Source organism: Hymenobacter wooponensis (assembly GCF_004745865.1).
Taxonomy (GTDB): domain Bacteria; phylum Bacteroidota; class Bacteroidia; order Cytophagales; family Hymenobacteraceae; genus Hymenobacter; species Hymenobacter wooponensis.
In genome coordinates, this window is record NZ_SRKZ01000003.1 from 264,358 (window position 1) to 290,230 (window position 25,873).

Sequence of the window (25,873 nt, forward strand, 5' to 3'; positions counted from 1 at the left end):
TTTATATAAATCTCTCCCCTCATGAGCCTCAAACTGAATCCTACCGCCGTACAATTTGCTAAACGCCTCATTGAAGAAGGCAAACTCAAGAATGACGAGGGTCACTGGGGCCAGCACAATCCCGACACCAGCGCCGAAAACAAGTTTCTGGATAAACACGAAATTGAGGAGTATGGCCAGTGGCACCTAGGCCTAGACATGACCAAAGGCGAAGACACCAAGGGCCGCTACCACTTCCCCTACGGCGACTTCAAAACCGTGCACCGCGACGGCCTAATTGCCGCCAAAGAGCGCGCTGCCCAGCAAGGGTATACCGATATTGAAAACGCCGCCGATGAGCTGCTGCAGGCTTTAGAGCAAAAAGCTGCACAGTAATTGCTTCTTGCCTAAAATCCCAACACCTGGGCCGCCGCCAAGCAGCCCAGGTGTTTTTCTTGTGTATGTACCGGTCCGCTTTCCATTCTCCCTCATCCCAGCTGTTCCCTCGGCTCTGATTCCAATGCTCGCCATTGGGTCAAAGTCTTCTCGCTGGGCCTGTTCCCTTCCATGCTTAACAAGCTTCCTTTCCTGGTTACCTTTTTGCTGGCCAGTTTTAGCCTGCACGCCCAAACCACCATTATCGAAGGGCGCATTCTCAATACTAAAACCGGCGAGCCAGTGCCCTTTGCCACGTTGGGCGTGCCGCATCGCAGCATTGGTACAGTGGCCGACGAACAGGGCCGCTATCTATTGCGCTTGCCCGCCGGCCTGACCGATACGCTAATTGTTTCCAGCGTCGGGTTTTCCCGCGAGGTGGTGCTGCCGAAAGCCCTGGCGGCCGGCCAACGGGAATTTAAGCTGACATCGCAGGAGCAAACGTTGCGCGATGTAGTGGTGGAGCACCGCCGTATGCACCCTAGCCTATTAGGCCGCAACAATGCCAAGGGCGACATTCTGTGGCTGGCGGGCTCCAGCGGAAAAGAAACGGTAGATGATGAATGGGGCTGGGAATTTGGGACCCTACTTAAGCCAGCTAAGCGTACCTACCTGGAGGAGTTTCATGTTTTCTTGGCTACCAATACCTACGAACACCTCCGCTTCCGCCTGAACCTGTACACGGTGGAGCAAGGTCGCCCCGGCCAACTACTAGTGACGCGAGATGTTCAACTCATTTGCACTAACAAGGAACACGGCTGGCAAACGGTAGATCTACGCCCCTTTGCTCTAGAGTTGGAAGCTCGCCCTGTCTTTGTCACTATCCAATGGCTGCAGAGCGAGAAGAAAGACCCGTGGGATAAGTATTTCTCCATCCCCGTTACACGCCAGGCCAAGCAGGTAGTAGTGGAGCGCGAGAACAGCGAAGCCGCCTGGACCACTCATGCGATGCAGCCCAGCCTGTACTTCACTGTTATGACGGAGTAAGTTTTCATTACACTGCGTTTACTGGTTGCCTTTTCAATCTTTCGGGTTATGTAATAAGATCATGAGCGAACCGAACCAACTGCCTACTCCCGAGTCTATCTATCTGCTATTAGATAGTATTGATTTTACTCTCCCAGGGTGGTATGTAGCACTAATGAGTCAGACTCATGAAAAAATATTTGAGTTTGAGGAGGGAAAATATCTGCACATGTGGCCTTTGGCGGAAGTGGTAGATATAAATGAAGAATATAATTTCGATGATGATGCTTTCTCTGATTTCTTCTTGATAGGCACATACGAGGTGGGAGAAGCTTGCGCTATTGAAAAAGAAACAGGTGATATCTACACTGTTCCTTTTATTGGCGATATTCCAGAGGACACTACCTATGTAGGAAGAACACTCGAAGACTTAGTAGAGTACTTACAAGAGCCTTGGTAACAAAAAGCCTCCGCTTTCCCGCTGGGGCTTTATTGTTTAGTCACCGTTTGCTGCCTGTGGCTCGCTCTTCTCATAAATAAATCCTTTGCCTATTTCCATAGAATAGTGCCCGCTGCCTTGGTAACCTATCGACCAGTTTTCAGGATATTCTGAATGTGCCTCGCTCCAGATTTGCAATGAGTGGCCTATGTTAAAATCGATTGTTAGGTCTCCCCATTCGGAGAGGTTAGCTTTCGAGACATGAGCCCCTTCTAAATCTTTGAGCATGGGCGCCAATATGGATTCAGCATCTTCACGCCATGTGCAAATAGTGGTGCTTCCTTCAACAATTCGCCAGGCGCAATAGACCATAAGAGAGAATTCTCCTTGGGTATGATCGTTGAATAATGCTGGGCCGAATTGCAATGTAAAAATTGACCCTGTACCGCTTCCAGCCCGGCTTCTCCAAGCCTGTTGGTGTTCCAGAAGTTTCACAATCTGCTCAACCTCACTAAACGTGCTACTGCGTTGTTTCAAGGAATAAGAAGTAACTTATAAGTAAGCCAGAACGACTAAGCTCCTACTAATAGAAACAGTAGAAATAGCAACACGAGCGTAATGACCACATTGCTAAATGTATCATCTAGATAATCGAGATATGTGCGTTTCGTAATACCTAATAGACCACGGAAAAATGCCCAACGTATTGAGCCACCAACCAGAGCAAAAAAGCTTTTGACGATTACTTCACCTAACTCTTCATCCACCATCGTATGGATATCTATGAAGGAAGCTCGAAAGTAGAAAAGAATCGTAGTATCTATTTCCCGAAAAGCCCCGCGCCTACCCGCCGGGGCTTTTTTCGTACCTTCGCTACCCCAAAATCCACCCAAATTCCCCCGCGCTATGCAAGCAGCTCCCGTAGCTCCGTATAAGCCTCAGAACCACATCCGCATCGTGACGGCGGCTGCCCTATTTGATGGGCACGACGCCGCCATTAATATCATGCGCCGCATCATACAAAGCAGCGGTGCCGAGGTAATCCACCTAGGCCACAACCGCTCGGTGCAGGAAATTGTGGACTGTGCCATTCAGGAAGACGCCCAGGCCATTGCCATTACCTCCTACCAGGGCGGCCACAACGAGTACTTCAAGTACATGTACGACCTGCTGAAGGAGCGCGGCGCCAGCCACGTGAAGATCTTCGGGGGTGGCGGTGGCGTAATTTTGCCCTCCGAGATTGAGGAGCTGGAGGCCTACGGCATCACCCGCATCTACTCCCCCGACCACGGCCGCGCCATGGGCCTGCAGGGCATGATCAACGACCTGCTCCAGAAGTCGGACTTCCCTACCGGTCAGAACCTCAACGGTGAGGCCAGCCATATTAAGGAGAAAGACGCCCGCAGCATCGGCCGCCTGATTTCCGCCGCCGAAAACTTCCCCCAGGAGTTTGAGCGCGTGAAAGGCCAGCTGATTGCCGACTTCCAGAAGTCGGAAGCGGGCAACGACCAGCGTATCGACCCTACGCCGGCTGCAACCAAGAAAGCGCCCATCCTCGGCATCACCGGTACGGGAGGCGCGGGTAAGTCGTCGTTGGTAGATGAGCTGGTGCGCCGCTTCCTGCTCGACTTCCCGGAGAAGACCATTGCCATCATTTCCGTGGACCCCAGCAAGCGCAAAACCGGCGGGGCCCTGCTCGGCGACCGGATCCGGATGAACGCCATCAACTCGCCGCGGGTGTACATGCGCAGCCTGGCTACTCGCCAGAGCAACCTGGCCCTGAGCAAGTATGTGCAAGATGCCGTGGACGTGGTGCGCGCCGCCGACTTCGACTTGATCATCCTCGAAACCTCGGGCATCGGCCAGTCGGACACCGAAATCATCGAGCACTCCGACGCCAGCCTCTACGTGATGACGCCTGAGTACGGCGCCGCCACCCAGCTGGAGAAAATCGACATGCTCGATTTCGCCGACGTCATCGCCCTCAATAAGTTCGACAAGCGCGGAGCCCTCGACGCCCTGCGCGACGTGCGCAAGCAGTACCAGCGCAACCACGGCCACTGGGACAAGCCCCTGGACGAAATGCCCGTGTTTGGCACCATCGCCTCGCAATTCAATGACCCCGGCATGAACCGCCTCTACCGCGCCGTGCTGGCTACCGTAGAAGCCAAGACGGGCGTGCCGTTCGCGTCACAGCTCGAAACCAGCAAGGAGGACTCGGAAAAGATTTATATCATTCCGCCCCACCGCACGCGTTATCTTTCTGAAATAGCCGAAACCAACCGCCAGTATGACCAGTGGGTTCAAAAACAAGCTGACACCGCTCAGCAGCTCTACGGAATCAAGCAAGCCATTGGAGCCGTCGAAAGCCTCGGGCACAACGCCGCTGGAGGATCTGGCGCTGGGAGCAGCCGCCACGGAAGCGAATCCGGAGGCCTCGTGGCCGGCCTGGAGAGCACCTTCGAGGAGATCAAGCTTCGGCTGGACGGGCAGAACTGGAAGCTTCTGGAGACCTGGCCGCAAAAGGTAGCGGCCTACAAGGCCCCGGAGTTTGTGTTCAAGGTGCGCGACAAGGAAATTCGCATCCAGACGCACACCACCAGCCTCTCAAATCAGCAGATTCCGAAGGTTTCACTGCCACGCTACACCGCGTGGGGTGACTTGCTGCGCTGGCAGCTCCAGGAGAACGTGCCCGGCGAGTTCCCTTACACGGCCGGCGTGTTCCCCTTCAAGCGCGAGGGCGAAGACCCCACCCGTATGTTTGCCGGCGAAGGCGGCCCCGAGCGCACCAACCGCCGCTTCCACTACGTATCGGCGGGCCTGCCCGCCAAGCGCCTGAGCACGGCTTTCGACTCAGTGACGCTCTACGGCGAGGACCCCGATCTGCGGCCCGACATCTACGGCAAAATCGGTAATGCCGGCGTAAGCATCGCCTGCCTCGACGACGCCAAGAAGCTCTACTCGGGCTTCAACCTGGCCAACCCCAGCACCTCGGTGTCGATGACCATTAATGGTCCGGCGGCTACGCTGGCGGCTTTCTTCATGAACGCGGCCATCGACCAGCAGTGCGAGCTGTATATTAAGGAGAATGGCCTAGAGGCGGAGGTTGATGCTAAGATCAACCAGATCTACCAAGAGAAAGGCCTGGCACGCCCCCACTACCAGGGCGAGCTGCCCGCCGGCAACGATGGCCTAGGCCTCATGCTGCTTGGCGTAACCGGCGACCAGGTGCTGCCCGCCGATGTGTACGCTACCATCAAGGCGCGCACGCTCAGCCAGGTGCGCGGCACCGTGCAGGCCGACATTCTGAAGGAAGACCAGGCCCAGAACACCTGTATCTTCTCCACGGAGTTTGCCCTGCGCCTTATGGGCGATGTGCAGGAGTACTTCATCAAGGAGAAGGTGCGCAACTTCTACTCGGTGTCGATTTCCGGCTACCACATTGCCGAGGCAGGCGCCAACCCCATTACCCAGCTGGCCCTCACCCTCAGCAACGGCTTCACCTTCGTGGAGTACTACGTGAGCCGGGGCATGGACGTGAACGACTTCGCTCCTAACCTGTCGTTCTTCTTCTCCAACGGCATCGACCCGGAGTACGCGGTAATTGGCCGCGTGGCACGTCGCATTTGGGCTAAGGCCATGAAGCTGAAGTATGGCGCCAACGCCCGCTCGCAGATGTTGAAGTACCACATCCAGACCAGCGGCCGGAGCCTGCACGCCCAGGAAATCGACTTCAACGATATCCGCACCACGCTGCAGGCCCTCTACGCCATCTACGACAACTGCAACTCCCTACACACCAACGCCTACGATGAAGCCATTACCACGCCTACTGAGGAATCGGTGCGCCGGGCCATGGCTATCCAGCTCATCATCAACCGGGAGCTAGGCCTGGCCAAAAACGAAAATCCGCTACAGGGCTCCTTCATCATTGAGGAGCTCACCGACCTGGTAGAGGAAGCCGTATTGGCCGAGTTCGACCGGATTACGGAGCGCGGTGGCGTGCTGGGCGCCATGGAAACCATGTACCAGCGCGGCAAGATTCAGGAGGAAAGCATGCACTACGAGATGCTGAAGCACACAGGCGAGTATCCCATCATCGGCGTGAACACTTTCCTCTCCTCGAAAGGCTCGCCCACGGTCATCCCGGCCGAGGTAATCCGCGCCACGGAGGAGGAAAAGCAGTATCAAATCATGATGCTCCAGAACCTGCACGCTCGCAACGCCGGCACCACCGAGCAGCGCCTGAAGCAGCTGCAGCAAGTGGCAGTAGCCAACGGCAACCTCTTCGAGGAGCTCATGGAAACCGTCAAGTTCTGCTCCCTAGGCCAGGTAACCAATGCCTTGTTTGAGGTAGGTGGTCAGTACCGCCGGAATATGTAAATGGCTTGTTTATGCATATAGAAAAGGGTGCTACCTTGCTGAGGTAGCACCCTTTTACATTTCTCAAATTCTATTCACAGCACATCAAACACCTTAACATGAAAGCAGTATTTACCTTTTTATTTATCATATTACTAGCAAGCAATTCTGTTTTTGCACAGTTTTCTAGATCTATAGCAGAGGTGAATAGAAACGAGGAACTAGAGGTTGAGAACATAAAGACCAAACCTCTCTTTGTTTTATTAAATGACGAATCACCCGAATTGAATAAACTTTTACAACAATCAGTATCTACTAATTGGAAATTATCACCTAGCATATCATATATAACAAATGCAGAGCTAACTAAGATTGAAAAAGAGAACACAGGTCAGCTTAATATATTAGAGTTAAGAAATTATTCATTATCCACAATGCCACATACAATGAAGTCACCTGGGATGGCTAAGGGGTTCTTTTCCCTTGGCTTAAGAGTAATAGTTAAAAGGGTCTCCTTCTCAATACATATAGAGCCTATTTGCAATGACATCGTTCACCCAAGCGACATTGCATTCTGTATTAAAAGGATAGAGCAAACAATAGAAAAGAAACCCCTTGATTTTAAGAATACAAAGCTTACCAATTCTATATTAATCATTTGTGAGGATGACATATCTAATGACATGATTATCAAAGCAAAGGAAGTGTACACACTTCCACACAAAATAGTATCTAGGGAAGAGTATGAAAAGCTATTTACAGACACATCATCGCCCTATGTATTTATGATATTATCTTATCTTGGAATGGGTACATTTGGACCATTACTATTTACTACAGATAAAGTTGAATTCATAGGAATAGGAAAGCCTAAAAGCAATAGCAAAAGACCATTTTTAACTGATAAAGATTTTATATCATTTAAAAAATATCTAGGGAATTAACGGTTTCAAATAACCTAATTCATGTTTCGATTAATCCCGATACATAAACTTAATCAGCTATTATTGCATAATCGGTAATATTATACTAGGCTGCCACCGCATAACACCAACTCAGCCTATCTCACGGAATAAAAGTACCCGTAAAGGCAGCTTTCGCTGCCTCAGTAACCTTGGTTCGAACCTTTAGTGTAGTTAGTGAGAGGTTGCTGGTAATGGGCATCGTGATTGGGGCGAGTAATTTCCAGCCTCTAAGGGGAGTTTAAATCAGAAATTCATTTCATTAATAATATACCAAACCAAAACCGCGCCGCCTGGAGCTATCCAAGCGGCGCGGTTGTATTATGGTTAGCAAGGCTGCTACAGTGATGACAATTGCCCCTATTGCTGGCCTTGCTCGGCGAGTATGCGCTGAGCGATGTCGGTGTGCTTGTCGTCGGCCTGTTTGGCTTCCTGCACGCAAGCTTTCAGGTTTTGCTCGGTTTGGGTGAGGCCGGCGGAGGCGGCATACGAGGCTACCGTGCCGAAGGAAGCAATCCAGTAGTGCAGGGCCAGTTGGCCGCTGGCGATGATGCCCAGGTCGCGCGTCGTGTCGGAGGTAGCTTTGGCCCGGATTTCCTTGCTCACGCGGTAGTGGGCCTCCAGGATTTCGTTGTTCTGGTTTTCGGCGCCGCCTGCTTCGGCAATGGCCTCCTCAATGCGCTGGGCCCACTTCTTGGCGGTTTCATTGCCTTCCTGCAAGGCGGCTTTCAGCTCCGGATGGTTAGCATCGTTGAGGATTTCGTCGGTGGCTTTGGCTGCTACCTGGCTGCCGGCTTGCTGGGCAGATAGGCCGTCTTTGATGAGTTGTTTGAGATCGTCGGTTTTCATAGCTCAGAAGGATAAAAGATCAATAGCAAGTATCACTTGCTCAGCCATATCAACGGGGGTTGTTTTGCTTTGTTTACCTCTATAGTCCGTTATAAAACAGGGCGTTTGTTTACCATTCAGCCCTTATTATCAATATTTTACACTTACAGTATGTTAATACCATACTGCTGGAAGAGACTAAACTTAACGGTTAACACCCGCAGAATCCAATTGCAGCAGTTACACAACGCTTCCAACTATTATTCAACTTTCCGCCACAATACAACCGACTGTTTATCAATAATATAACATCTTATTCAGCACGAAATCGTTATGAATAAGCAATCAGCCATTTTACCCGCAAATCGTTTTATAGTAATACTCCCACATGGGCTATAAGTGAGGCCGGCAAAGGAGTATTATGTTCTTGTTAACTCACCTATGAAGCCCAGCATATAGCTCATGCTGCGCTAAAAATGACAATATCCTGTAGGTGCATCTTCCTCATTATAGAACCGACTTCCCATAAGTTAGCAGGGCCTGATTGACTTGGTCTTGTAGCGGACTTTGTGTGAGAGCTAAGCGATACAGTGGCCTAGCGGCGCATCTGGGTCGATTGGGAGCTTAGCATCTAGGATTACCATAATGAGCAACACATCTAGGAGTTCGGCAACTGCGTAAAGTGCTTCAGATACCCCTGGCTTTACCTGTTTGCGATTTGGAGAATGAGTTTACTAACCGTGTTTCTGGTCCTTTTCACTTGTTCCCCACTTCAACAGCAGCCAACTGACATCCCCACCCCGGCACCCGATACCACTATGCTTTACACCAAGCGGCGCATCGTGCTGCCGGAGGTGCCACAGCGCGGCCGTATTCTCGACCGTCACGATTCAGTATTAGTAGCCACCCGCCCGCAATATCTATTGAAGCTGCCGCGCCGTCCGCCGCTCGATACGTTGGCGCTAGGCCAGTTGCTCGGCTGGGGACCAACCACCATTAGGAAGCGCATTGCGGATGCCCTGCCTTACGAGGAAGCCCCGGCAGGTTATCCGGTTCAGCTTCGCCTCACGGCGGCCGAAGCAACGCGAGTGCGGCGCAAAAGTCGCGAGTGGCCTAGCCTTACCCTGACGGAAAGCCGCCAGCGTTCCTATACCACTAGCGTAGGTGCCCACGTGCTGGGCTACTCAAGCGCCGAGGCTGACGCCTTCTACAACCAAGCCAAGCGCTACCGCCGGGGCCGTTTTTACCAGTTGCGCAACGGGGGCGTGGAGGGCTATTATAATGGCCTCCTTAATGGGCGCCGGGGCGTTTTGCACCCCTTAGTGGATGAGCAAGGCCAGACGCAGGGCAGTTGGGCACCTGATACCACGTTTCAGCAAGGTCAGGACCTGTACCTAACGCTCGATGTGAAGCTACAGGCCTACGCCGAACAACTCCTGGGGCGCCGCAGAGGCTACCTAGTGGCCCTCGACCCACGGACCGGCGAAATACTGGCCTACGTCTCGGCCCCCGTATACAAGCCCGCTACCATTACCGCCCCCGACCAAGCTGCAGTACGCGCCAAGCTCCTGCAACAAGAGGGCATGCCGCTGATTAACCGCCCCGCCATGCGCGCCAACCCTCCCGGCTCGGTGTTTAAGCTGGTGAATGCTGCCGTGGCCTTGCAACTTGGCTCCATCACCCCCACTACCGGGTTCCGCTGCGACCAGTCGTTGATCAGTTGCGTGCATCGGCACCCAGCCCCCAGCAACCTAACAGCCGGGCTGAAGTACAGCTGCAACCCCTACTTCTATCAGGTCATGGGAAAGGTTATCAACTACGTGCCCGATAGCCTGGTGCAGGATACCGTAGCCGCTCGCCACGCTAACCTAGCCGAGTGGCGGCGCTACGTCCGCTCGTTTGGCCTCGACTCGGTGCTGGGTGTTGACATACCGCGCGAGGCTCCCGGTTTCCTCCCTACTCCCGAGTACTACGACAAGGCCCGGGGCACCACCCGTTGGAGGTACCGTTCCATCTACTCGCTCAGCATCGGACAAGGCGAAATTAACCTGACTGGCCTACAAATGGCCAACATGGTCGCTATCATTGCTAACCGCGGCTGGTACTACCCGCCCCACCTGGTGCGCAGCATAGGGGACAGCGGCCCGCTGCCACGCTTCACCGAAAAACGCTATACCCTCATCGATAGCGTCCATTTCGCAGCCTTGTTGCCTGGCATGCTAGCCGTAATGCAGAAGGGTGGCACCGCCGATGCTTCTAGTCTGGAAGATGTAGGCATAAGGGTGGCAGGCAAAACCGGGACTGTAGAAAACGATGAGGGCAACGACCACGCCGCCTTCGTAGGTTTCGCTCCTGCCGAAAATCCTACGATTGCCATAGCCGTGTACATTGAGAATGGCGGCTTTGGGGCTGACGCCGCGGCGCCCTGTGCGGCATTGGCAATGGAGAAATACCTGCGGGGCAGCATTGCCGCCAAGCGCAAGCGCTGGGAAGCCCGCATTCAGAGCCGGGCCCGACATGGGTATTAAGTTGTTATAGAGCACTGGTTGGCTACCAAGTGCAGCCTTACTGCACTGAAGCGAAGCCGTAGGCTGCGGCAGCAACTGGCCTACCTGGACTTTGTTGGTATCTAGTCTTCAGCTTCCAGTTAGCACAGCATAAGTTATGTACAACTATCATGAATGTAGAAGTTGGCCCACCACTATCATGGCAGCGGCAAGCCTTTTCCGTACGCAGCAGCACTACACCTTATTACTTTTAGCATGAAAGACCCAGAAAAGTCACCCGTACCTGCTCCCGCAACCCTAGTCCGAGCCTTTGGAGTAGTTAGCGGGACGTTACTGGTAGCAGGCATTGTGATTGGATCGGGCGTCTTCAAGAAAATCGTGCCCCTGGCGCAGAGTGGCCTAAGCGCAGAGTGGATACTAGCGGCCTGGGTGGCGGCGGGCATGGTCACGATCTTCGGGGCCCTGAACCTGTCGGGCATGGCCTCCCTCACCGAGGAGTCGGGTGGCGTATATGAGTACCTACGGCTGTCGTTTGGCAATTTTGCTTCCTTCCTGTTTGGCTGGACTGATTTTGCCATCATCGGCTCCGCTTCGGTAGCGGCGCTGGCCTTCATCTTCGCCCAATCAGTCAATGTGCTGCTGCCCCTGCCTAACCCGGCTCAGGCCTGGGCGCACCTCTCCCTCGGCGGACTCATTTATCCCTTTGCCGATTCCGGCATTAAGATACTGGCCATCAGCACTGCGGCCGCACTCACCTGGGTGAATTACCGCGGGGTGAGTGAAAGCGGACGGCTTAGCAACGTGTTTACGGCGGCCAAGATTGGAGGTATCCTTTTGCTCATCTTGGCGGGCTTGTTTCTGGCTTCCCCGGATTCTAGTGGCTCTTCAGTGGCGGTGGTGCCTACGCGAGACGTATCGCTGGCTAGTGCCTTTTTTGGCGCATTGCTCAGCGTGTTCTGGGCCTACGACGGCTGGGTGGACCTTTCCTTTGTCACGGGCGAAATCAAAAACCCACGGCGCAATGTACCCCGCGCCATCGTGGGTGGGGTGAGCATTGCCATTGTGCTGTACGTGCTGATTAATTACGTGTACCTGCGCACCTTGCCCCTAGGCCAGTTAGCAGCCGTGGGTCCTAACGAAATTGGGGCGGCCGTGGTGGCGGAGGCCTTGCTGGGCAAGTGGGGCAAAACGGGGGTTACGGTCCTGATACTGGTAAGTGTATTCGGTACGCTCAACTCCGTGCTGCTCTCGCACACCCGCGTGCACTTCCGCATGGCCCAGGAAGGGTATTTCTTTGCGTCGGCTGCGGCCGTGCACCCGCGCTTCCGCACGCCCTACCGCGCCTTAGCCTTCACATTCACGTGGAGCAGCTTGCTGATTATTTCCGGCACCTTCGAGCGCCTGACTGATTTAGTCATTTTTGCCACTTTCCTATTCTATGGGTTGCTGGCCGTGGCGGTGATAAAGATGAAGCGTCAGGGGCGCATTCCGGGCCCAGTGCCGGGCTACCCGTTCGTGCAAATTATGCTCATCCTGTTTGCCCTTACTTTCACGGGTCACACGCTCATTACTCAACCTACGCAGTCGCTGCTAGGCCTAGGCCTCATTCTAACGGGACTCCCCTTCTTCGCCTATTTCCGGCGACAGCAAGCCCGCACGTAGTCAGCGAGTGGCTTACTTTGGCGCGAGTTTCAGGCGGCGCAATCCGTATCCAGCTGTGCACGTGGAGGCAGTGCCTCTCTGCGCCAGCGGCAATTCGGTATTGCGCCGCTTGAGTACAGATTATCCGGGCAGCGTTTGTCGTCCCGATAACGAGATACAGTTATTTCTCCTTGTATGCTGACTACTACTCTACGCCTACTTTTCCTACGCGACCTAGATCGGGTAAAGCAGGAACTCATGGCGTACAACGACGAGCAACACATCTGGCACATCGAAAAAGGCATAGCCAATTCGGCTGGCAATTTGTGCCTGCATTTAATCGGTAACCTGAACACCTACATCGGGGCTGAGCTTGGCGGTATAGCCTACACGCGGCATCGCGAGTTGGAGTTTTCGCTAAAGAACATCCCTCGACTGGAGCTGTTGGATAAGCTCGATGAAACAAGCAGCGTAGTGGATGCATCGCTGGAAAAAGTAAGCCCTGATGCACTGGCTCAGGAATATCCTATCCTGGTTTTCAAGGAAAAGACGTCAACCGAGTATTTGCTGGTTCATCTGGCTACTCACCTAACGTACCACTTGGGCCAGATCAACTACCACCGACGTCTACTCGACTCAAAGCAGCCATAGACAAGGGACATTGCTCCTGTTGGGCTACATGAAGGCTGCTAAGGCAAGAGCCACGCCAGGCGAAGCAGCTACCAACTAGTGTAGAAAGCGTAGGACGACCTCCAGCACTTGGTCCGGCTTCTCCTCGAACATGTAGTGTCCACTATCCTGCAGGCCGATTACCTGCACATTTTCCGCTATGTGAGGTAGGCCCATGTTCATGTGGTTGTAGGCCACGTAACTCGCAATGCCTAGTACCGGCATGGTCAAGCGGGGGTACGTGTTGGCGTCGGCTATGTCCTGATTGAAGGTCTGATACCAAGCCGTAGCCGCCCGGATGCTCTCGGGGTGGTTATAAGCGGCGGCATACACCTCTCTGTCAAACTCCGTCATGTGACGCTCGTCAATCATGACGTACCCGAAGAGCCAGTCGAGCAGGTAGCGGAAGCGGCCGGCCAGCAGCTGCTCGGGCAGTTCTTTGATTTGGTTGAACGCCATCCACCACATGTAAGGGTTGTTACCGTCCATCTTGGCCTCGAAGGTACCGGGAACGGGCAGCATGGTCATGTACCGCATGCCTTCGCTGGGGTGGCTGCCATCCAGCAGGATCACCTTGTCGGTGGCCTCAGGGTAATTGAAGGCAAAACTCAGGGCCACCATGCCGCCGATATCGTGCCCCATTACCGTTACCTTGGATAGGCCTAGCAGCTGGGACAGGGCATACACATCCTGAGCCATGGTCTTTTTGTCATACCCCGTAGTGGGCTTCTCGGAGCTGCCCATCCCCCGGATATCGAGAATGATGACACGGTAACGCTCAGCCAGTTGGGAGGCTACGGGGTGAAACGACCACCAGGTTTGGGGCCAGCCGGGCAGGCAGATGAGCGGCTCGCCGCTGCCCCCTTCCACGTAGTGAAGCTGAATGCCGTTGACGCTGACGTAGTGATTGGTGAAGCCGGGCAGCTTCTTCACCAGCTCCGCATCGGAGTACATATCGGGGGTTTCCGTGGGAGCGGCGGTACTGGCTGTTAAATTGAGCGTGTGCATAAAGAAGGAAGTGAGGGATGAAGCAGACGGCAACTGCCTGTTTGCATGCTGCAAAGTTGCCCGCAAGCCCTCTGGCACCCTGCCCAATTCCTGCTCACTTCTTACAGATTCTTGCTCTTTCCATTCTGAGCAAAGTCAGGAATCTGGAGCAGCTTCTAGGCCAGTAACCCAGATTCTTCGTTCTGCTCGTAATCATAGTTAAATAGCGCCTTTCCCACTTATCCTAGCCACGCTGAAACTCGCGCGGGCTCTGGCCTACTACTCGTTTGAACGCGGCTGAAAAATGCGCGGGCGAGGCAAACCCGAGCGCATCACCAATGGCGGCAATAGGTAGGCTGCCGGCTTGCAGCAACTGGCGCGCCCGTTTGATTTTCCAGTCCAGAACATACTGGTAGGGCGAGCGGCCGGTGGTCAGCTTGAAGCGACGTGCAAAGTGAAAGACGCTCAGGTTGGCCAGATCGGCCAGTGCTGCTAGCGAAACGGTTTGCTCCGCGGCAGCTTCCACATACGAATCGATGCGGGCTAGCACCGCCGCTGATAAGCGGGAGCCAGCACCGACGATACGCCGCTCATAGCTGGCATGGAACTCGATGAGATGGTAGCCCAGCGTGTTCACCAGCGATTCTGCATACAACTGCCCCAATGCGTGCTCCCTACCAGCGGCCGCCAGCAATTGCCGCCCTACGTGGGGTAGCAGGGCATCCTCGAACTGAAACCGCTCGCGCAACCTGAACTGCTCCAGGTCCAGGCTCTGGCGGGCGAGGGTTTCCAGCCACTCAGGGTCCAGGTGCACATTGATAATATCCGCCGGCTCATCCCAGGCAGATGGCCCATACTCCCCAGCCGGATACAAGCCTGCGTCGTCGCACTGAAATACGGCTTCTTCTACCCTGTTCCCCTGCGGGCGGTGAGTGCGGACCGCTTGCGCTGCCTGATGTATGAGCAGCAAGTGCTGACCGTGAAAATGCGCTGGCATTACTCCCGGGGCCAGCTGGTAGCGCTCTACCCGCACCCCCGACCACGCCTGTGCCGCGCTGGTTTGCAAGGGTGGCTGTTTATACAACTCAGAGGTGTAAGTGGAATAGTTCATCAGGGTAAAGTTGTCCCAATTAACTCAGTCGGCACCCACATGTTCAGCTTTTCTACTTCTTGCCCTGGTTAGCCTGTCATCCTGTTTTGGATGGCTGGCACTACTGCTCTTCGTTAGATGCCAGCCTCACGTCTTGCAAACTACTTTTTATATATAGTTTTGGCGCCATAAATCTTCCTCTCCTTCCATTCTACTATGCGCCTTTCCCGTTCTTCTGCCTGGTCACTGCTTCCGCTAACAGTGCTACTAGCTGCGGCTGGCTACCGCACCCCTCCTGCACCCGCACCAGCCGCCGTGGCTGATTTCACCCAGGGCATCATCACTACCCGCGTGTCGCTGCCGGGTAACCCCTACGATAAGCTGCTCAACCGGATAGATCCCACCAAGGGAAACATTCAGGGGCAGGTGCAGCAACTGGCCGCTAGCCTCACCGCGGCGGAAAAACTGCAGTTTCAAGAGGCCTCCAAAAACCTTAGCCCCGCCATGACCATTGGGGCGCTGATGCTGCCGCGCAAAGGCACGCTGTATTGCCGGGGTAAGGAAGTACGCGCCACCACCGATGCCCTTACCTATCACCTAGAGAATTACTTCAACAATGCTACCAACAAGGGCCTGCTGCGCATCGCCTCGCAGTCGGCGCCTCAGAACGTGAACTACACCTACGATGCGGCCTCGGTGAAGCGGACTTGGCAAAGTATTGTGGTCACCACCACCGACTACACCCTGCGCCCTACCACTGAAACGGAGCTGGTAGCCGGCTACCCCAGCCAGAAGACCACCTACACCATCAAGCCCGGCGCCGACGCGGCCCCTTCCGACGTACCCGGCCAGTTGCCCAACAAGCCCGTGGCGCTAGATGTGTGGACGTCCAAGCAGATTCCGCAGAGTCTGAACTTCGCTCACCCCGTGTATGTGAACGAGGCCCACGGCATTACGCGCCTAGTGGTGTACTTTGATAAGGAGCGCAAGCAGCAACTGCGCTACGAGTTTACCAACGTGCAGCTCAAGCCCGTTACCGACCAAGACCTAAAAATCAGCACCACTGCGCCTGTGCTCGACTATGCCAAGGACGCCACCCAGATTGGCATGAAAACCTTAGCCCTTATATTTGGCGGCGGCCCGCAAGCGTCCAGTAATTCCGACGAATAATTGCCACGCCTACTGGCCTAGCCCTACTACGCCGCCTGGGGTAATCCGGGCGGCGTTTTCGTAGGAGTAAATTATTACTGCCTCCTGGCGCCACGCCGTAGAGATACTAACGATAACCCGGCAGCTTAGCTCGTTCGCCGAGAAGCCTGGACCCGAAGCATGGCAATTGTCTAGCTTTACCCCATGCGTACCGCTTTTATTCATTGGGAAAAGGTTCTACTGGCATCCTTGGCTGCGTTGGCCGCCTGCTCGTCGCCCGACCCAAACACTTCTACTCCTACTCAAGACCCAGAAACCGGCGAAGCGTACACCCGGCGCCGCGTAGTAATAGCTGATTCCCTTATTCGGGGCCGTATCCTCGACCGCAATGACTCGGTACTCGTGGACACTCGCCTGCAATTTGTAGTACGGCTGCCGCGCCGCCCCCCGCTTGATACCCTGGCGCTAGGCCAGTTGCTGGGCTGGGATTCCACTACCGTGCGGCGGCGCATTGCCGAGGCCTTGCCCTACCCCGGTGCCCGCCCCCAAACCCCGGTGCAGCTCCGCCTCACGGCGGCCGAAGCGAAGCGCGTGCGCCGCGATAGTAGCACAACGGTACCCGGGCTGACGTTGCTGGAACGCCACCAGCGCACCTATACCACCGCAGCCGGTGCCCCCGTGCTAGGCTACCTCAGCGGCGAAGCCCAAACCTTTTACCGCCAGGCCCAGCGCTACCGGCGCGGCCGTTTCTACCGCCTGCGCAACGGCGGTGTAGAGGCCTACTACAACGGCCTGCTCAAGGGGCGTCACGGCTACCTGCACCCGCTGTTAGATGCTAAGGGCCAGCAGCACGGCACCTGGGCCAAGGATACCACTTTCCAGCAAGGCCAGGACCTGCACCTAACCCTAGATGTGAAGCTACAGGCCTACGCCGAAAAGCTGATGGGCAACCGCAGAGGCTACCTAGTGGCCCTCGACCCACGTACCGGCGAAATACTGGCCTACGTCTCGGCGCCGGTATATGACCCGGCCACCATTACTGCCCCCGATCAGGCCGGAGTGCGCGCCGAACTGCTGGAGCACGAAAACATGCCCCTGCTGAACCGACCCGCCATGCTGGCCAATCCGCCCGGCTCGGTATTTAAGCTGGTGAATGCCGCTGTGGCCCTACAGATGGGCGCCATTACGCCTGCCACCGCCTTCACCTGCGACCAGTCATTGGTGAGCTGCGTGCACCACCACAAGCCCGCTAATACCCTAACCCTGGGCCTCAAGTATAGCTGCAACCCCTATTTCTACCAGGTGATGCAGAACCTGATCAATGCGGTACCCGATAGCTTGGTGCAGGATACCGTAGCCGCCCGTCACGTTAACCTAGCCGAGTGGCGGCGCTACGTCCGCTCGTTTGGCCTCGACTCGGTGCTGGGCGTGGACCTGCCCCGTGAGGCGCCCGGCTTCCTCCCCACTCCCGAGTACTACGACAAGGCCCGCCGCACCCGCAACTGGACCTACCGCTCCATCTACTCGCTCAGCATCGGGCAGGGCGAAATCAACCTCACTGGCCTACAGATGGCCAATATGGCCGCCATCATTGCCAACCGCGGCTGGTATTATGCCCCGCATTTGGTGCGCGCAGTTGGCAAGGGCGGGCCTTTGGCACGCTTCACCGAGAAGCATCATACCCTCATCGATAGTGTCCATTTTGCGGCGCTGGTGCCCGGCATGGTGGCCGTGATGCAGCGCGGCGGCACGGCAGACGCTTCTAGTCTGGCGGATGTGGGCATCACAGTGGCGGGCAAAACTGGCACCGTACAAAACGACGAGGGCGACGACCACGCCGCCTTTGTTGGTTTTGCTCCCGCCGATAATCCCAAGATAGCTGTAGCCGTGTACCTCGAAAATGGTGGCTTCGGGGCCACTGCCGCTGCGCCCTGCGCCGTGATGGTTATGGAAAAACACCTGCGCGGCTACATCGCGCCCAAGCGCAAACGTTGGGAAAAGCGCATTCAAAACCGAGCCCAGCATGGGTATTAGATAGTTGTGGGATACACTGGGTGGCAAGCCTCGGGCAACGCTTTGCTTAAGCAGGACATCTTAGAGCTCAAGGCCTTACCTATAGACCTTAGTTATTCCCAGCTCTTCTGATCCTTCGCTATGAAACGTCTCTTTCTCTCCCAATGCGCTGCTTTTCTCATCTTGCTAAGGTGCTCCATCCCGTCGTCTGGACAAACTAGCCTCCCTGTAAATGATTATGCGAAAGGCCAAGCAATACTTGCTGATTTAGGGAAAATAGTGGCTCCAAATGGTGTGCAGGAGTCGTATGCAGTGCCTATTGGCGGGGTGAAGCAGTGGGTGTACGTGCGCGGGCAAGACAAGCAGAACCCCATTATCCTATTTGTCCATGGCGGACCAGCCTCACCCATGGCACCAGTTGCATGGATGTTTCAGCGGCCCCTGGAAGAGTACTTCACGGTAGTGCAGTATGACCAACGTGCCTCAGGTAAGACCTATGCTACCAACGATACAACTGGCCTAGGCCCCACAATCCGCATCGATCAGTACGTGCAAGATGCCATTGACCTGGCTGAGTTTATTCGGAAAAAATATGGCAAGCGGAAAGTTATTCTGGTAGGCCACAGTTGGGGCACCATCGTCAGCATGCACGCGGCCCTACAGCGCCCCGATTTATTTTATGCCTATGTGGGCATTGGGCAGGTCATCAATGCTCAGGACAACGAGCGGGTGAGTTTTGAGTATGCTCTGAAGCGCGCCACCGCTGAACATAATGAGGAAGCTTTGAGAGAGTTGCGCTCCATTGCGCCTTACCCCGGCAGCCAGCCCACCACGCGGGAGCGAATTATCATTGCCCGAAAGTGGCCGCAGTACTACGGGGGCCTAGCGGCGAACCGCTCAGAATTCAAGTACTACTTCAACGCCCCGCTGCTTTCTCCGGAGTATTCACCTGCCGATGTGGAGGCAATAGATAAGGGCAGTCTGTTTACCCTGAGCCGCTTGCTGCCGGCCTTTCTGCAAGTAGATTTTAAGGCGGTGAAATCCTTCCCGGTTCCGGTGTTTATGCTGATGGGCCGGCATGATTATACCACGCCCTCGGAGCCTACGGCGAGCTGGCTGACTCGAGTAAAAGCGCCGCTGAAAAAGAGCATTTGGTTTGAAAACTCTGCCCACCTGATTCCGCTGGAGGAGCCCGGCAAGCTGCTGCTTACGTTGGTAAATGACGTTCGGCCGCTGGCCGCTAACCCCGTGCGTACTGGCAAAAAATAGGGCGCTTCTAGGCCAGTACTGGGCAGCATAAACTACTTACCAGCAGCGGCGTACTGTTTAGTCAGCCTTTCAAGTAGCAACCCTATTTCGGCAACTAGCCCCACCGCCATGACCCCGCACGGAACCGACTCAGCAACCTTACTGCACCGCATTGAGCAGCTAGAAAAACAAGTGAAGCGCCAGCGCCTTATGGGAAGCCTAGGGGCCTTGTTGGTACTAGCGGTGGGCCTAACCAGCTTTGCGGCGAGCAAGTCAGAGTATCTGCACGTGCGTGGTATTACTGTTACGGATGCAGCCGGGAAGCCGCGCATCCTCATTGGAGCGCCCACCGAAACCACTGGCCGCAAGCGCAAGGATGCGCCTACGGCCTCGGTAGTGGTGCTGGGGCCGGAGGGGCAGGATCGGGTTATTTTGGGTGAAGCGCCCAACCCAGTGTTGCAGGGCAAGACCTACCCCCGCATTGCCGCTTCCTACGGTCTCACCATTCATGACCAAACTGGGCAAGAGCGCGGCGGCATGAGCTTCCTCGACAACGGCCGCGGCGTCATTGCCCTCGACCGCCAAAACCAGGATGCAGTAGAGATGATAGTGAACGATAAAACCGGATTTGCGGGCATCACTATGAACTACGAGCGGCCCTTTGGCCAGTATAAGGAAGCCGTGCGCATTGGCACGAAGGGCACGGAGGTGTGGTGGGCTTTATCGGACACCAGTGAGCAGGAACGGGCCAGCCTATATGTCAAGGGCACGGCTGCTCCTGTTCTCAATCTGCAGACGGCGGCCCGCAAGTAGCTTTTCACCAAATCGCTTAGCCAGTTGTTTGCGTATGGTGCCTAGCCGAGTGGCCTAGGCCACCTTCCCTTGAAGTCTACTCCTACATCTCCCCTCATGTCTACCATCACCATTGCCCAAAACTCCGCTCATCCTCTTACCGTCAACCGTCTCGGCTACGGCACTATGCGCCTGACGGGACCTGAAATTTGGGGCGAGCCCACCAACCGCCCCGAGGCGCTGCAAATCCTGCGAACAGCTGTGGAGTTGGGCGTGAATTTCATTGATACGGCCGATTATTATGGCGAGGACGTGACCAACCGCCTGATTGCCGAAGCCCTGTACCCCTACCCGCAAGACCTGGTAATTTGTACCAAGGTGGGCGCCACCCGCCGACCCGATAAAAGCTGGGTGCCCTTCAACACCCCCGAAAACCTGCGCACGAGCATAGACAACAACCTGCGCACTCTCCGACAGGAGCAGATCCAGCTGGTGCACCTGCGCCTGATGGGCCACGGCCCGGTACCTCTCGACGAGCAGCTGCGAGCCATGTTTGAGATGCAGCGCGAGGGAAAAATTCTGCATGTAGGCTTGAGCAATGTAACCCGCGAGGAGCTAGAGACTGGCCTAGCGTTAGGCCCTATTGCTACCGTGGAGAACATGTACAGCTACGCCCAGCGCACCACCGTGCAGCTGCCCCATGGCGCCAATCCCGGCGGCGAGGAAGTGCTCGACCTCTGTGAGCAGCACGGCATTCCGCTCATTCCCTTCTTTTCGCTGATTCACGGGCTGCCCAAAGCGGGCAACAAAATTGCCGAAATAGCCCAGAAGCATAACGCCACGGAAGCTCAGATCAATATTGCCTGGCTGCTGCATAAGTCGCCCTGGATTTTGCCCATTCCAGGTACTTCCTCCCTGGCTCATTTCCGGGAAAACCTTGCGGCGGCTACCTTCCACTTAAGCCCGGAGGATATAGCCTATCTGGGCTAATAATGGCGTAATGGGCGGTGCAAAAGCAACCTACCCTTCACCTCCCGACTCTATTCGTCAAACTAAGTTTACTTGGTAAGATGAAAGGCACTATGTGGTATGTACTAACTGTGCTGACGCTGCTCTTAGCCGAGCCAGTAAAAGCGCAGTCGTTAGCGGGCATCTGGCAAGGTGTAGAAACTGATACGGGGGAGCGGGAGCCGGATGCCACCTGGCCCGCCGAGTTACGCTTGCAGAAAGGCAAGGGCACCAACTTATTTGGGGTGCTTTACCAGGAAGTGGGCGACGAGCCCAGGGTGTCCGTGACGTTTATGGTGCAGGCCACCCCTACCACCGCTGGGATGCGCTTGCAGCACCAGCAGAAGCTGAACGAAACCGGCCGCACGCCCGGCTCCTACTGGTGCGAGGGCTCTATCACCTTTACCTACGACCCTAAGCTGGAGAAGCTAACCGGCCACGCCACCTACGAGCCCGTTGGCAACTGCGACGTGGGCACGTTTACGTTTTACCGCGTGAAGCTAAAATCTTCGGCTAAAGTGGCCGCGGGCATCGAAAGCTCCATTCGAGTATCGGGCCGCAATGTGCTGTGGTATGCTGACGCCGCCCTGAAACAGCCCGTGAATACGGGTAACACCTACCGCACCAAGCTCAGCAAAACCACCACCTTCTACCTCACCCAAGGCTTCTACCCTACCCGGCAAAGCGCCGTGGTGCCCATTACCATTCAGGTAACCGGCGCGGCACCAGCTAAAGTCCAACCCACTCCGCCAGCACCCGTGCGGCCAACCCGGCCAGATACTGCCCGCCTTGACACTGCCCGCCGCGCCCCGGCCCCCATTCTGGCTCCAAAGCCCGTGGTACTGCCTACGGTACTGTTTAAGCTGGGCACGGCGGAGTTGCTGCCCGAAGGCCTGCCGGCGCTCGACCAGCTGGCCAGCGAGTTGAAGGCTAGGCCACTGCTGAAGCTGCGCGTGGCCGGGCATACAGACAAGATCGGGGAGCCCGATAAAAACCAGACTCTCTCGGAGCAGCGGGCCGAAGCCGTTAAAGCGTATCTGGTGAAGGCTGGCATTGCCGCCGAGCGCATTAGCACCGTCGGCTTCGGTGATACTCGCCCTCTGTATGCCTCCCCCGATGCGCGCAACCGGCGCGTAGAAGTGGAAGAGGTGAAGTAATGGATACCCAGCTAAGGTGGCGGTTGTAGTATACTAACAGAACGACCCTATTTCATTAGTTGTCCAAGCAACTCACCCAATGTGGCTGGTCCATCAATTATGGGAACGTAGCTTCACCTGTTCTACCATAACATGGTCGTTATTCAAGTTAGCCTCTTTGCTCTAGGCCACAAGCCGGTTGGTTGTTCGGTACAAGTCTAAAAAGGAAAGCTGCTTGACGGTAGGCCACTTGCCATCTGGAAGGTCTATATTCTCCTAGTGGTGCAAACCAAGATGCTATGAATGTTTTTGGCAGATGACGTTACCGGAAGCCCGTTGTCTGTGTGCATATTGTGAGCGGTCCTCCCACTTCAAGCGAGGCCAACGCTTTCCGGCGCTTTCTGTCTACTATTTCTTTCTATGAACCCAAAGTTCCTGCTTCCCCTCGCCGCTTACTGCCTGCTAGGCCACTGCCCTAGCCACGCCCAAACTAAACCCGCTACTACCTGGAATAACAAGCAGTGCGCCGTAGTGCTTACCTACGACGATGCCATCGACGTAGACCTCGACAATGCCGTGCCAGCCCTTGACTCTATGAAATTCCGGGGTACTTTCTACCTCATTGGCTCCTCGCCGGTAGTGGCGAAGCGCCTGCCGGAGTGGCGCCGGGCAGCCCAACGGGGCCACGAGTTGGGCAACCACGCCCTCATGCACCCCTGCGACGGCAGCCTGCCGGGCCGCACCTTCGTAACTCCCGACAACGACCTGAGCAAGTACACCGTGAGCCGAGCCGTCAGTGAGATTCGGGCCAACAACGTGCTACTCAACGCCATTGACGGTAAAACCGCCCGCACCTTTGCCTACCCCTGCGGCGACCTGCAGATTGGGGGCGTGAAGTTTTACGACCAGCTGAAGAACGATTTCGTGGGTGCCCGCGGCGTAACGGGTGGCCTACAAACCGCTGCGGAAGTAGACCTGACCAACATCGACAGCTACATGATCAACGGGCAGACCGGCGAGCAGCTGATTGACTTGGTGAAAAAGGCCCAGCAGTCGCACACGCTGCTGGTGTTTCTGTTCCATGGGGTGGGCGGTGGCCACGGGCTGAACGTGGATCTGAAGGCCCATCGGCAGCTACTGCGCTATCTGAAGGCCCACGAGAAGGATATTTGGGTAGCTCCTATGGTGGAAGTCGCCGAGAAAATCAAAACCGTGCAGGCGGGTTCTGCCTTGGGCAAAGCCAAAGGCTAAGGGAGCTTCGTGTACTCACCGTAGCTCCACAAAAAGGCCCTCTTCCAGAACCTGGAAGAGGGCCTTTGCATATCGTAGAAACAAGGTAGCTATGCCACCTTACAGGTTCACTTTGCCGGTTTCGCCGCCTGATACGCCGGTGCCGCTGCTGATGCTGTTGCCACCTACGTCGCCATCCTGGGCGTTGCCGGGGGCATCGTAGTTAGGCGCACCAGACCGGACGCGGGCCCCTTTTATTTCCTGGCCGCCTTCGGTGCCGCCGCTGCCGGAGTTGTCATCGGCGTTCAGGCCGGTATCGTGGCTGCCGGGGAAATATTGGCCTTCGGGCTGGCGCTGGTCGCCAGATTGTGAAGCGTTGGATTCGTTATCGGGAGTGTTCATAGCATGTTGGGTTGAAAGCTGGATCGGGAGAGACTACTTGCCTATACGTAGCGCCTCGGCCCTGCGTTGGATGCTAGTGGTGTACTCTCCTAGGCCATCCGTGCAGCTACTATCATACAAATGGGCACTCATATCACCTATCGGCGGCACTAAACGCACAAGAGCGTGCTGCCAGTCAGGTGAGGCAACACGCTCTTGTGAACTGTATACGAAAACTTTACTTGATAAAGTTGCCGGCAATAGCCAACACTGTGTTTGGATCGAGGGGCTCGTCAAAGGCTTCAGATGCCTCTGCGGTCGAAACGCCGAATACCGACACCAGATTTACGCCGGCCTGGGTTACGTTGGCCTCACTCGGATACGCTTCGGCGGGCATGCCTGGGCCGTAGACGGGAGCCGTGTACATGGGGGCTGGGCCACCATTGTCGTCGCCCGAAATCCAGCTTTTGGGCTTGGAAGTAAGCGGACCTGGTATGCCCTGCGGACCACCCCGGCGCACCGTCCGGATGTGGGAAGCGTGACGTGCTTCTACGGAGTGAATGTTGAGAGCCGCCTCTAGCACGGTGTTGTTGCTGATGAGGAGTGGAGCTCCGCCTTTGTAGGCACGCACGCCGGTATCTTCTAAAGCCTGGGCTACGGCGAAGAACGTTCCGGCATTCGTGAATACATCTGGGAATAAGGGAGCCCGGGCGCCACCTTTGGCACCCGTGAAATCAAACGCACCGGCGCCTGGGTCGGGGATAGCAGCACTGCCCAGCACGCTGCGCAGGAAATTCACGTGGTTGCGCTCATCGTTGCGGATGATAGTGACGGAGTCGCGCAGTTGGCCGGATAGTAGGCCAGGGGCATCCAGCCCCATTTGATAGAAGTAGTACTCGAGGTATTCCAGCTTGAGAGCGAAGTTGAGCACAAACTTAATTTGCTCACTCAGCCCCGATGACTGCCCGTAGGCCTTTTGCAGCACGCCGCCCAACGCCAGCGGCACCGCCGCCACAGCCAGCTTCTTGCCAAAGCCCGCAAAGTGACGGAACATCTGGCGGCGCTGATCGAGGCGCTCATACACCTCCGGGTCAACCCGCTCGATTTCAGAAATCAGGTTTAAAATATTCATGGGTAGGGTTTTAGACGATATGAGAACTGAAAGAACTACCTACCCTACTCGCGGGGCAGCTTACTAACGTTGATTTTGGAACCCGGCTTTAGGTACTTGTTGGCCATGGAAGCCACTTGCGAAGGCCGCAACGACATCTCTAGGCCAGTGCTTTGGCTTACTACATCGGGCGTCACGAACGTACCAAACTGAATCAGGTCCCGAATCAGGGCGGCGTGGCGGGCTTCTACCGACACTATTTTGCCCGCCAGCCCCAGGTACACCGGGTTGCTGATGAGCGGCCCAGCCCCATTGTATGCTGCTACTCCTAAGTCCTCGAAGGCTTTAGCGGCCCCCAACACGCTACTGCGGCTGCCGAAGTTGATGCTGGAGAAGTCAGGCTCCAAGTCCTCAATGGGAGTTCCACCGTTGGCGGCAATACCAGCCTTCAAAAAGTCGCGGTGAATGCGCTCATGGGCTTCAATATCCTTGAAAACCAACTTTTCAGCTTCTGAGGCTGAGGCATAATACCCGCCCTTCAATACTTGGGCGTAGAACGCAGCTTCCAGTTGCTCCAGCGCGTAGGCAAAGTTCAGGATGCCGAAGTCGCCGCTGCCCACGTTCACTACGCGGTTGTTGTCATTCTTACTGTCGCTACTGGCAGCCTCACTCAATTCCTTATCCAACTGGTTGTCGTCGCAACCGGCTAGCATTAGTCCAGTCAGGACCACTCCGGCCCCGGTAAAGCGCAAAAATGATCGACGCTTCAAGGGCCCATTAGGACCAGCCTCAGCCACTGCGGCTGCGGAACTCTCTTTAAAAAGCTCAAACATACAGTTAGGATTTAGGTGGGAAAAAATGTTACTAACCTGAGCTACGCTTCCGTTCCCAATTTCGGATTTACAATGCCCGAATAATATACTTATAGCTTTATAAATCA

The 25,873-nt window shown here is 55.6% G+C and carries 22 protein-coding genes; 15 read left to right on the top strand and 7 right to left on the bottom strand.

The window, feature by feature from the left end:
- The first annotated feature begins 21 nt into the window (after nt 1–21).
- From EU557_RS11430 to EU557_RS11440, 3 genes are all read left to right on the top strand, one after another.
- Complete coding sequence (locus tag EU557_RS11430) at nt 22–375, top strand: hypothetical protein (protein WP_135530592.1); 354 nt, start codon at nt 22–24, stop codon at nt 373–375.
- 171 nt (nt 376–546) lie between these two features.
- Nucleotides 547–1,401, top strand: coding sequence for a carboxypeptidase-like regulatory domain-containing protein (locus EU557_RS11435; protein WP_135530593.1), 855 nt, complete (start codon nt 547–549; stop codon nt 1,399–1,401).
- A 61-nt stretch (nt 1,402–1,462) separates the two neighbouring features.
- Nucleotides 1,463–1,840, top strand: coding sequence for a hypothetical protein (locus EU557_RS11440; protein WP_135530594.1), 378 nt, complete (start codon nt 1,463–1,465; stop codon nt 1,838–1,840).
- A 36-nt stretch (nt 1,841–1,876) separates the two neighbouring features.
- Here the strand turns inward: EU557_RS11440 and EU557_RS11445 are convergent, their stop codons facing one another.
- Complete coding sequence (locus EU557_RS11445) at nt 1,877–2,356, bottom strand: hypothetical protein (RefSeq protein ID WP_135530595.1); 480 nt, start codon at nt 2,354–2,356, stop codon at nt 1,877–1,879.
- A 369-nt stretch (nt 2,357–2,725) separates the two neighbouring features.
- On the opposite strand from EU557_RS11445, the gene EU557_RS11450 reads away from it, so the two are divergent.
- Nucleotides 2,726–6,202, top strand: coding sequence for a methylmalonyl-CoA mutase family protein (locus tag EU557_RS11450; protein WP_135530596.1), 3,477 nt, complete (start codon nt 2,726–2,728; stop codon nt 6,200–6,202).
- Between the two features lie 98 nt (nt 6,203–6,300).
- A complete protein-coding gene (locus EU557_RS11455) occupies nt 6,301–7,125 on the top strand; it encodes a hypothetical protein (protein ID WP_135530597.1) in 825 nt (274 codons plus the stop codon).
- A 378-nt stretch (nt 7,126–7,503) separates the two neighbouring features.
- Here the strand turns inward: EU557_RS11455 and EU557_RS11460 are convergent, their stop codons facing one another.
- On the bottom strand, nt 7,504–7,992 hold the full coding sequence (locus EU557_RS11460) for a YciE/YciF ferroxidase family protein (RefSeq protein WP_135530598.1): 489 nt from the start codon (nt 7,990–7,992) through the stop codon (nt 7,504–7,506).
- 797 nt (nt 7,993–8,789) lie between these two features.
- On the opposite strand from EU557_RS11460, the gene EU557_RS11465 reads away from it, so the two are divergent.
- The 3 genes from EU557_RS11465 to EU557_RS11475 all read left to right on the top strand — a co-directional run bounded on the left by EU557_RS11465 (nt 8,790) and on the right by EU557_RS11475 (nt 12,770).
- Entirely contained in the window at nt 8,790–10,499 is a 1,710-nt protein-coding gene (locus EU557_RS11465) for a peptidoglycan D,D-transpeptidase FtsI family protein (RefSeq protein WP_167855171.1), read from the top strand.
- Between the two features lie 234 nt (nt 10,500–10,733).
- Entirely contained in the window at nt 10,734–12,140 is a 1,407-nt protein-coding gene (locus EU557_RS11470; RefSeq protein WP_135530600.1) for an APC family permease, read from the top strand.
- A 174-nt stretch (nt 12,141–12,314) separates the two neighbouring features.
- The gene (locus EU557_RS11475) at nt 12,315–12,770 is read left to right on the top strand and encodes a DUF1572 family protein (protein WP_135530601.1); all 456 of its coding nucleotides are present in this window, start codon (nt 12,315–12,317) and stop codon (nt 12,768–12,770) included.
- A gap of 75 nt (nt 12,771–12,845) precedes the next feature.
- On the opposite strand, the gene EU557_RS11480 is transcribed toward EU557_RS11475, so the two are convergent.
- Nucleotides 12,846–13,796 carry an alpha/beta fold hydrolase gene (locus EU557_RS11480; RefSeq protein ID WP_210116025.1) on the bottom strand — a complete coding sequence of 317 codons (951 nt, stop codon included), beginning with the start codon at nt 13,794–13,796 and terminating at the stop codon, nt 12,846–12,848.
- Between the two features lie 223 nt (nt 13,797–14,019).
- Nucleotides 14,020–14,886: a helix-turn-helix transcriptional regulator gene (locus tag EU557_RS11485; RefSeq protein ID WP_135530602.1), complete on the bottom strand. Its 867-nt coding sequence runs from the start codon at nt 14,884–14,886 to the stop codon at nt 14,020–14,022.
- A gap of 195 nt (nt 14,887–15,081) precedes the next feature.
- On the opposite strand from EU557_RS11485, the gene EU557_RS11490 reads away from it, so the two are divergent.
- The 7 genes from EU557_RS11490 to EU557_RS11520 all read left to right on the top strand — a co-directional run bounded on the left by EU557_RS11490 (nt 15,082) and on the right by EU557_RS11520 (nt 23,462).
- Nucleotides 15,082–16,035, top strand: a complete 954-nt coding sequence (locus EU557_RS11490; RefSeq protein ID WP_135530603.1) for a hypothetical protein — start codon at nt 15,082–15,084, stop codon at nt 16,033–16,035.
- Between the two features lie 183 nt (nt 16,036–16,218).
- Entirely contained in the window at nt 16,219–18,048 is a 1,830-nt protein-coding gene (locus EU557_RS11495) for a peptidoglycan D,D-transpeptidase FtsI family protein (protein ID WP_135530604.1), read from the top strand.
- Between the two features lie 120 nt (nt 18,049–18,168).
- Nucleotides 18,169–19,296: an alpha/beta fold hydrolase gene (locus tag EU557_RS11500; protein WP_135530605.1), complete on the top strand. Its 1,128-nt coding sequence runs from the start codon at nt 18,169–18,171 to the stop codon at nt 19,294–19,296.
- Nucleotides 19,297–19,404: 108 nt separating this feature from the next.
- The gene (locus EU557_RS11505; protein WP_135530606.1) at nt 19,405–20,088 is read left to right on the top strand and encodes a hypothetical protein; all 684 of its coding nucleotides are present in this window, start codon (nt 19,405–19,407) and stop codon (nt 20,086–20,088) included.
- 96 nt (nt 20,089–20,184) lie between these two features.
- On the top strand, nt 20,185–21,057 hold the full coding sequence (locus tag EU557_RS11510) for an aldo/keto reductase (protein ID WP_167855172.1): 873 nt from the start codon (nt 20,185–20,187) through the stop codon (nt 21,055–21,057).
- 80 nt (nt 21,058–21,137) lie between these two features.
- The gene (locus EU557_RS11515) at nt 21,138–22,232 is read left to right on the top strand and encodes an OmpA family protein (RefSeq protein ID WP_135530608.1); all 1,095 of its coding nucleotides are present in this window, start codon (nt 21,138–21,140) and stop codon (nt 22,230–22,232) included.
- A gap of 399 nt (nt 22,233–22,631) precedes the next feature.
- On the top strand, nt 22,632–23,462 hold the full coding sequence (locus EU557_RS11520; protein WP_135530609.1) for a polysaccharide deacetylase family protein: 831 nt from the start codon (nt 22,632–22,634) through the stop codon (nt 23,460–23,462).
- Between the two features lie 99 nt (nt 23,463–23,561).
- Here the strand turns inward: EU557_RS11520 and EU557_RS11525 are convergent, their stop codons facing one another.
- The 3 genes from EU557_RS11525 to EU557_RS11535 form a co-directional block, all read right to left on the bottom strand.
- Nucleotides 23,562–23,843, bottom strand: a complete 282-nt coding sequence (locus tag EU557_RS11525) for a hypothetical protein (protein ID WP_135530610.1) — start codon at nt 23,841–23,843, stop codon at nt 23,562–23,564.
- 217 nt (nt 23,844–24,060) lie between these two features.
- Nucleotides 24,061–24,954 (bottom strand): ferritin-like domain-containing protein, encoded by an 894-nt coding sequence (locus EU557_RS11530; RefSeq protein WP_135530611.1) that lies wholly within the window; start codon nt 24,952–24,954, stop codon nt 24,061–24,063.
- Nucleotides 24,955–24,998: 44 nt separating this feature from the next.
- A complete protein-coding gene (locus EU557_RS11535) occupies nt 24,999–25,766 on the bottom strand; it encodes a ferritin-like domain-containing protein (RefSeq protein WP_135530612.1) in 768 nt (255 codons plus the stop codon).
- Nucleotides 25,767–25,873 lie beyond the last annotated feature (107 nt).

Bases quoted from the DNA above. Each gene is read 5' to 3' on its own strand.
- EU557_RS11530 (WP_135530611.1), bottom strand. From the start codon at position 24,954: ATGAATATTTTAAACCTGATTTCTGAAATCGAGCGGGTTGACCCGGAG.
- EU557_RS11455 (WP_135530597.1), top strand. From the start codon at position 6,301: ATGAAAGCAGTATTTACCTTTTTATTTATCATATTACTAGCAAGCAAT.
- EU557_RS11495 (WP_135530604.1), top strand. From the start codon at position 16,219: ATGCGTACCGCTTTTATTCATTGGGAAAAGGTTCTACTGGCATCCTTG.
- EU557_RS11430 (WP_135530592.1), top strand. From the start codon at position 22: ATGAGCCTCAAACTGAATCCTACCGCCGTACAATTTGCTAAACGCCTC.
- EU557_RS11485 (WP_135530602.1), bottom strand. From the start codon at position 14,886: ATGAACTATTCCACTTACACCTCTGAGTTGTATAAACAGCCACCCTTG.
- EU557_RS11475 (WP_135530601.1), top strand. From the start codon at position 12,315: ATGCTGACTACTACTCTACGCCTACTTTTCCTACGCGACCTAGATCGG.
- EU557_RS11490 (WP_135530603.1), top strand. From the start codon at position 15,082: ATGCGCCTTTCCCGTTCTTCTGCCTGGTCACTGCTTCCGCTAACAGTG.
- EU557_RS11480 (WP_210116025.1), bottom strand. From the start codon at position 13,796: ATGCACACGCTCAATTTAACAGCCAGTACCGCCGCTCCCACGGAAACC.
- EU557_RS11440 (WP_135530594.1), top strand. From the start codon at position 1,463: ATGAGCGAACCGAACCAACTGCCTACTCCCGAGTCTATCTATCTGCTA.
- EU557_RS11460 (WP_135530598.1), bottom strand. From the start codon at position 7,992: ATGAAAACCGACGATCTCAAACAACTCATCAAAGACGGCCTATCTGCC.
- EU557_RS11465 (WP_167855171.1), top strand. From the start codon at position 8,790: ATGCTTTACACCAAGCGGCGCATCGTGCTGCCGGAGGTGCCACAGCGC.
- EU557_RS11525 (WP_135530610.1), bottom strand. From the start codon at position 23,843: ATGAACACTCCCGATAACGAATCCAACGCTTCACAATCTGGCGACCAG.
- EU557_RS11520 (WP_135530609.1), top strand. From the start codon at position 22,632: ATGAACCCAAAGTTCCTGCTTCCCCTCGCCGCTTACTGCCTGCTAGGC.
- EU557_RS11510 (WP_167855172.1), top strand. From the start codon at position 20,185: ATGTCTACCATCACCATTGCCCAAAACTCCGCTCATCCTCTTACCGTC.
- EU557_RS11500 (WP_135530605.1), top strand. From the start codon at position 18,169: ATGAAACGTCTCTTTCTCTCCCAATGCGCTGCTTTTCTCATCTTGCTA.
- EU557_RS11435 (WP_135530593.1), top strand. From the start codon at position 547: ATGCTTAACAAGCTTCCTTTCCTGGTTACCTTTTTGCTGGCCAGTTTT.
- EU557_RS11450 (WP_135530596.1), top strand. From the start codon at position 2,726: ATGCAAGCAGCTCCCGTAGCTCCGTATAAGCCTCAGAACCACATCCGC.
- EU557_RS11515 (WP_135530608.1), top strand. From the start codon at position 21,138: ATGAAAGGCACTATGTGGTATGTACTAACTGTGCTGACGCTGCTCTTA.
- EU557_RS11505 (WP_135530606.1), top strand. From the start codon at position 19,405: ATGACCCCGCACGGAACCGACTCAGCAACCTTACTGCACCGCATTGAG.
- EU557_RS11470 (WP_135530600.1), top strand. From the start codon at position 10,734: ATGAAAGACCCAGAAAAGTCACCCGTACCTGCTCCCGCAACCCTAGTC.
- EU557_RS11535 (WP_135530612.1), bottom strand. From the start codon at position 25,766: ATGTTTGAGCTTTTTAAAGAGAGTTCCGCAGCCGCAGTGGCTGAGGCT.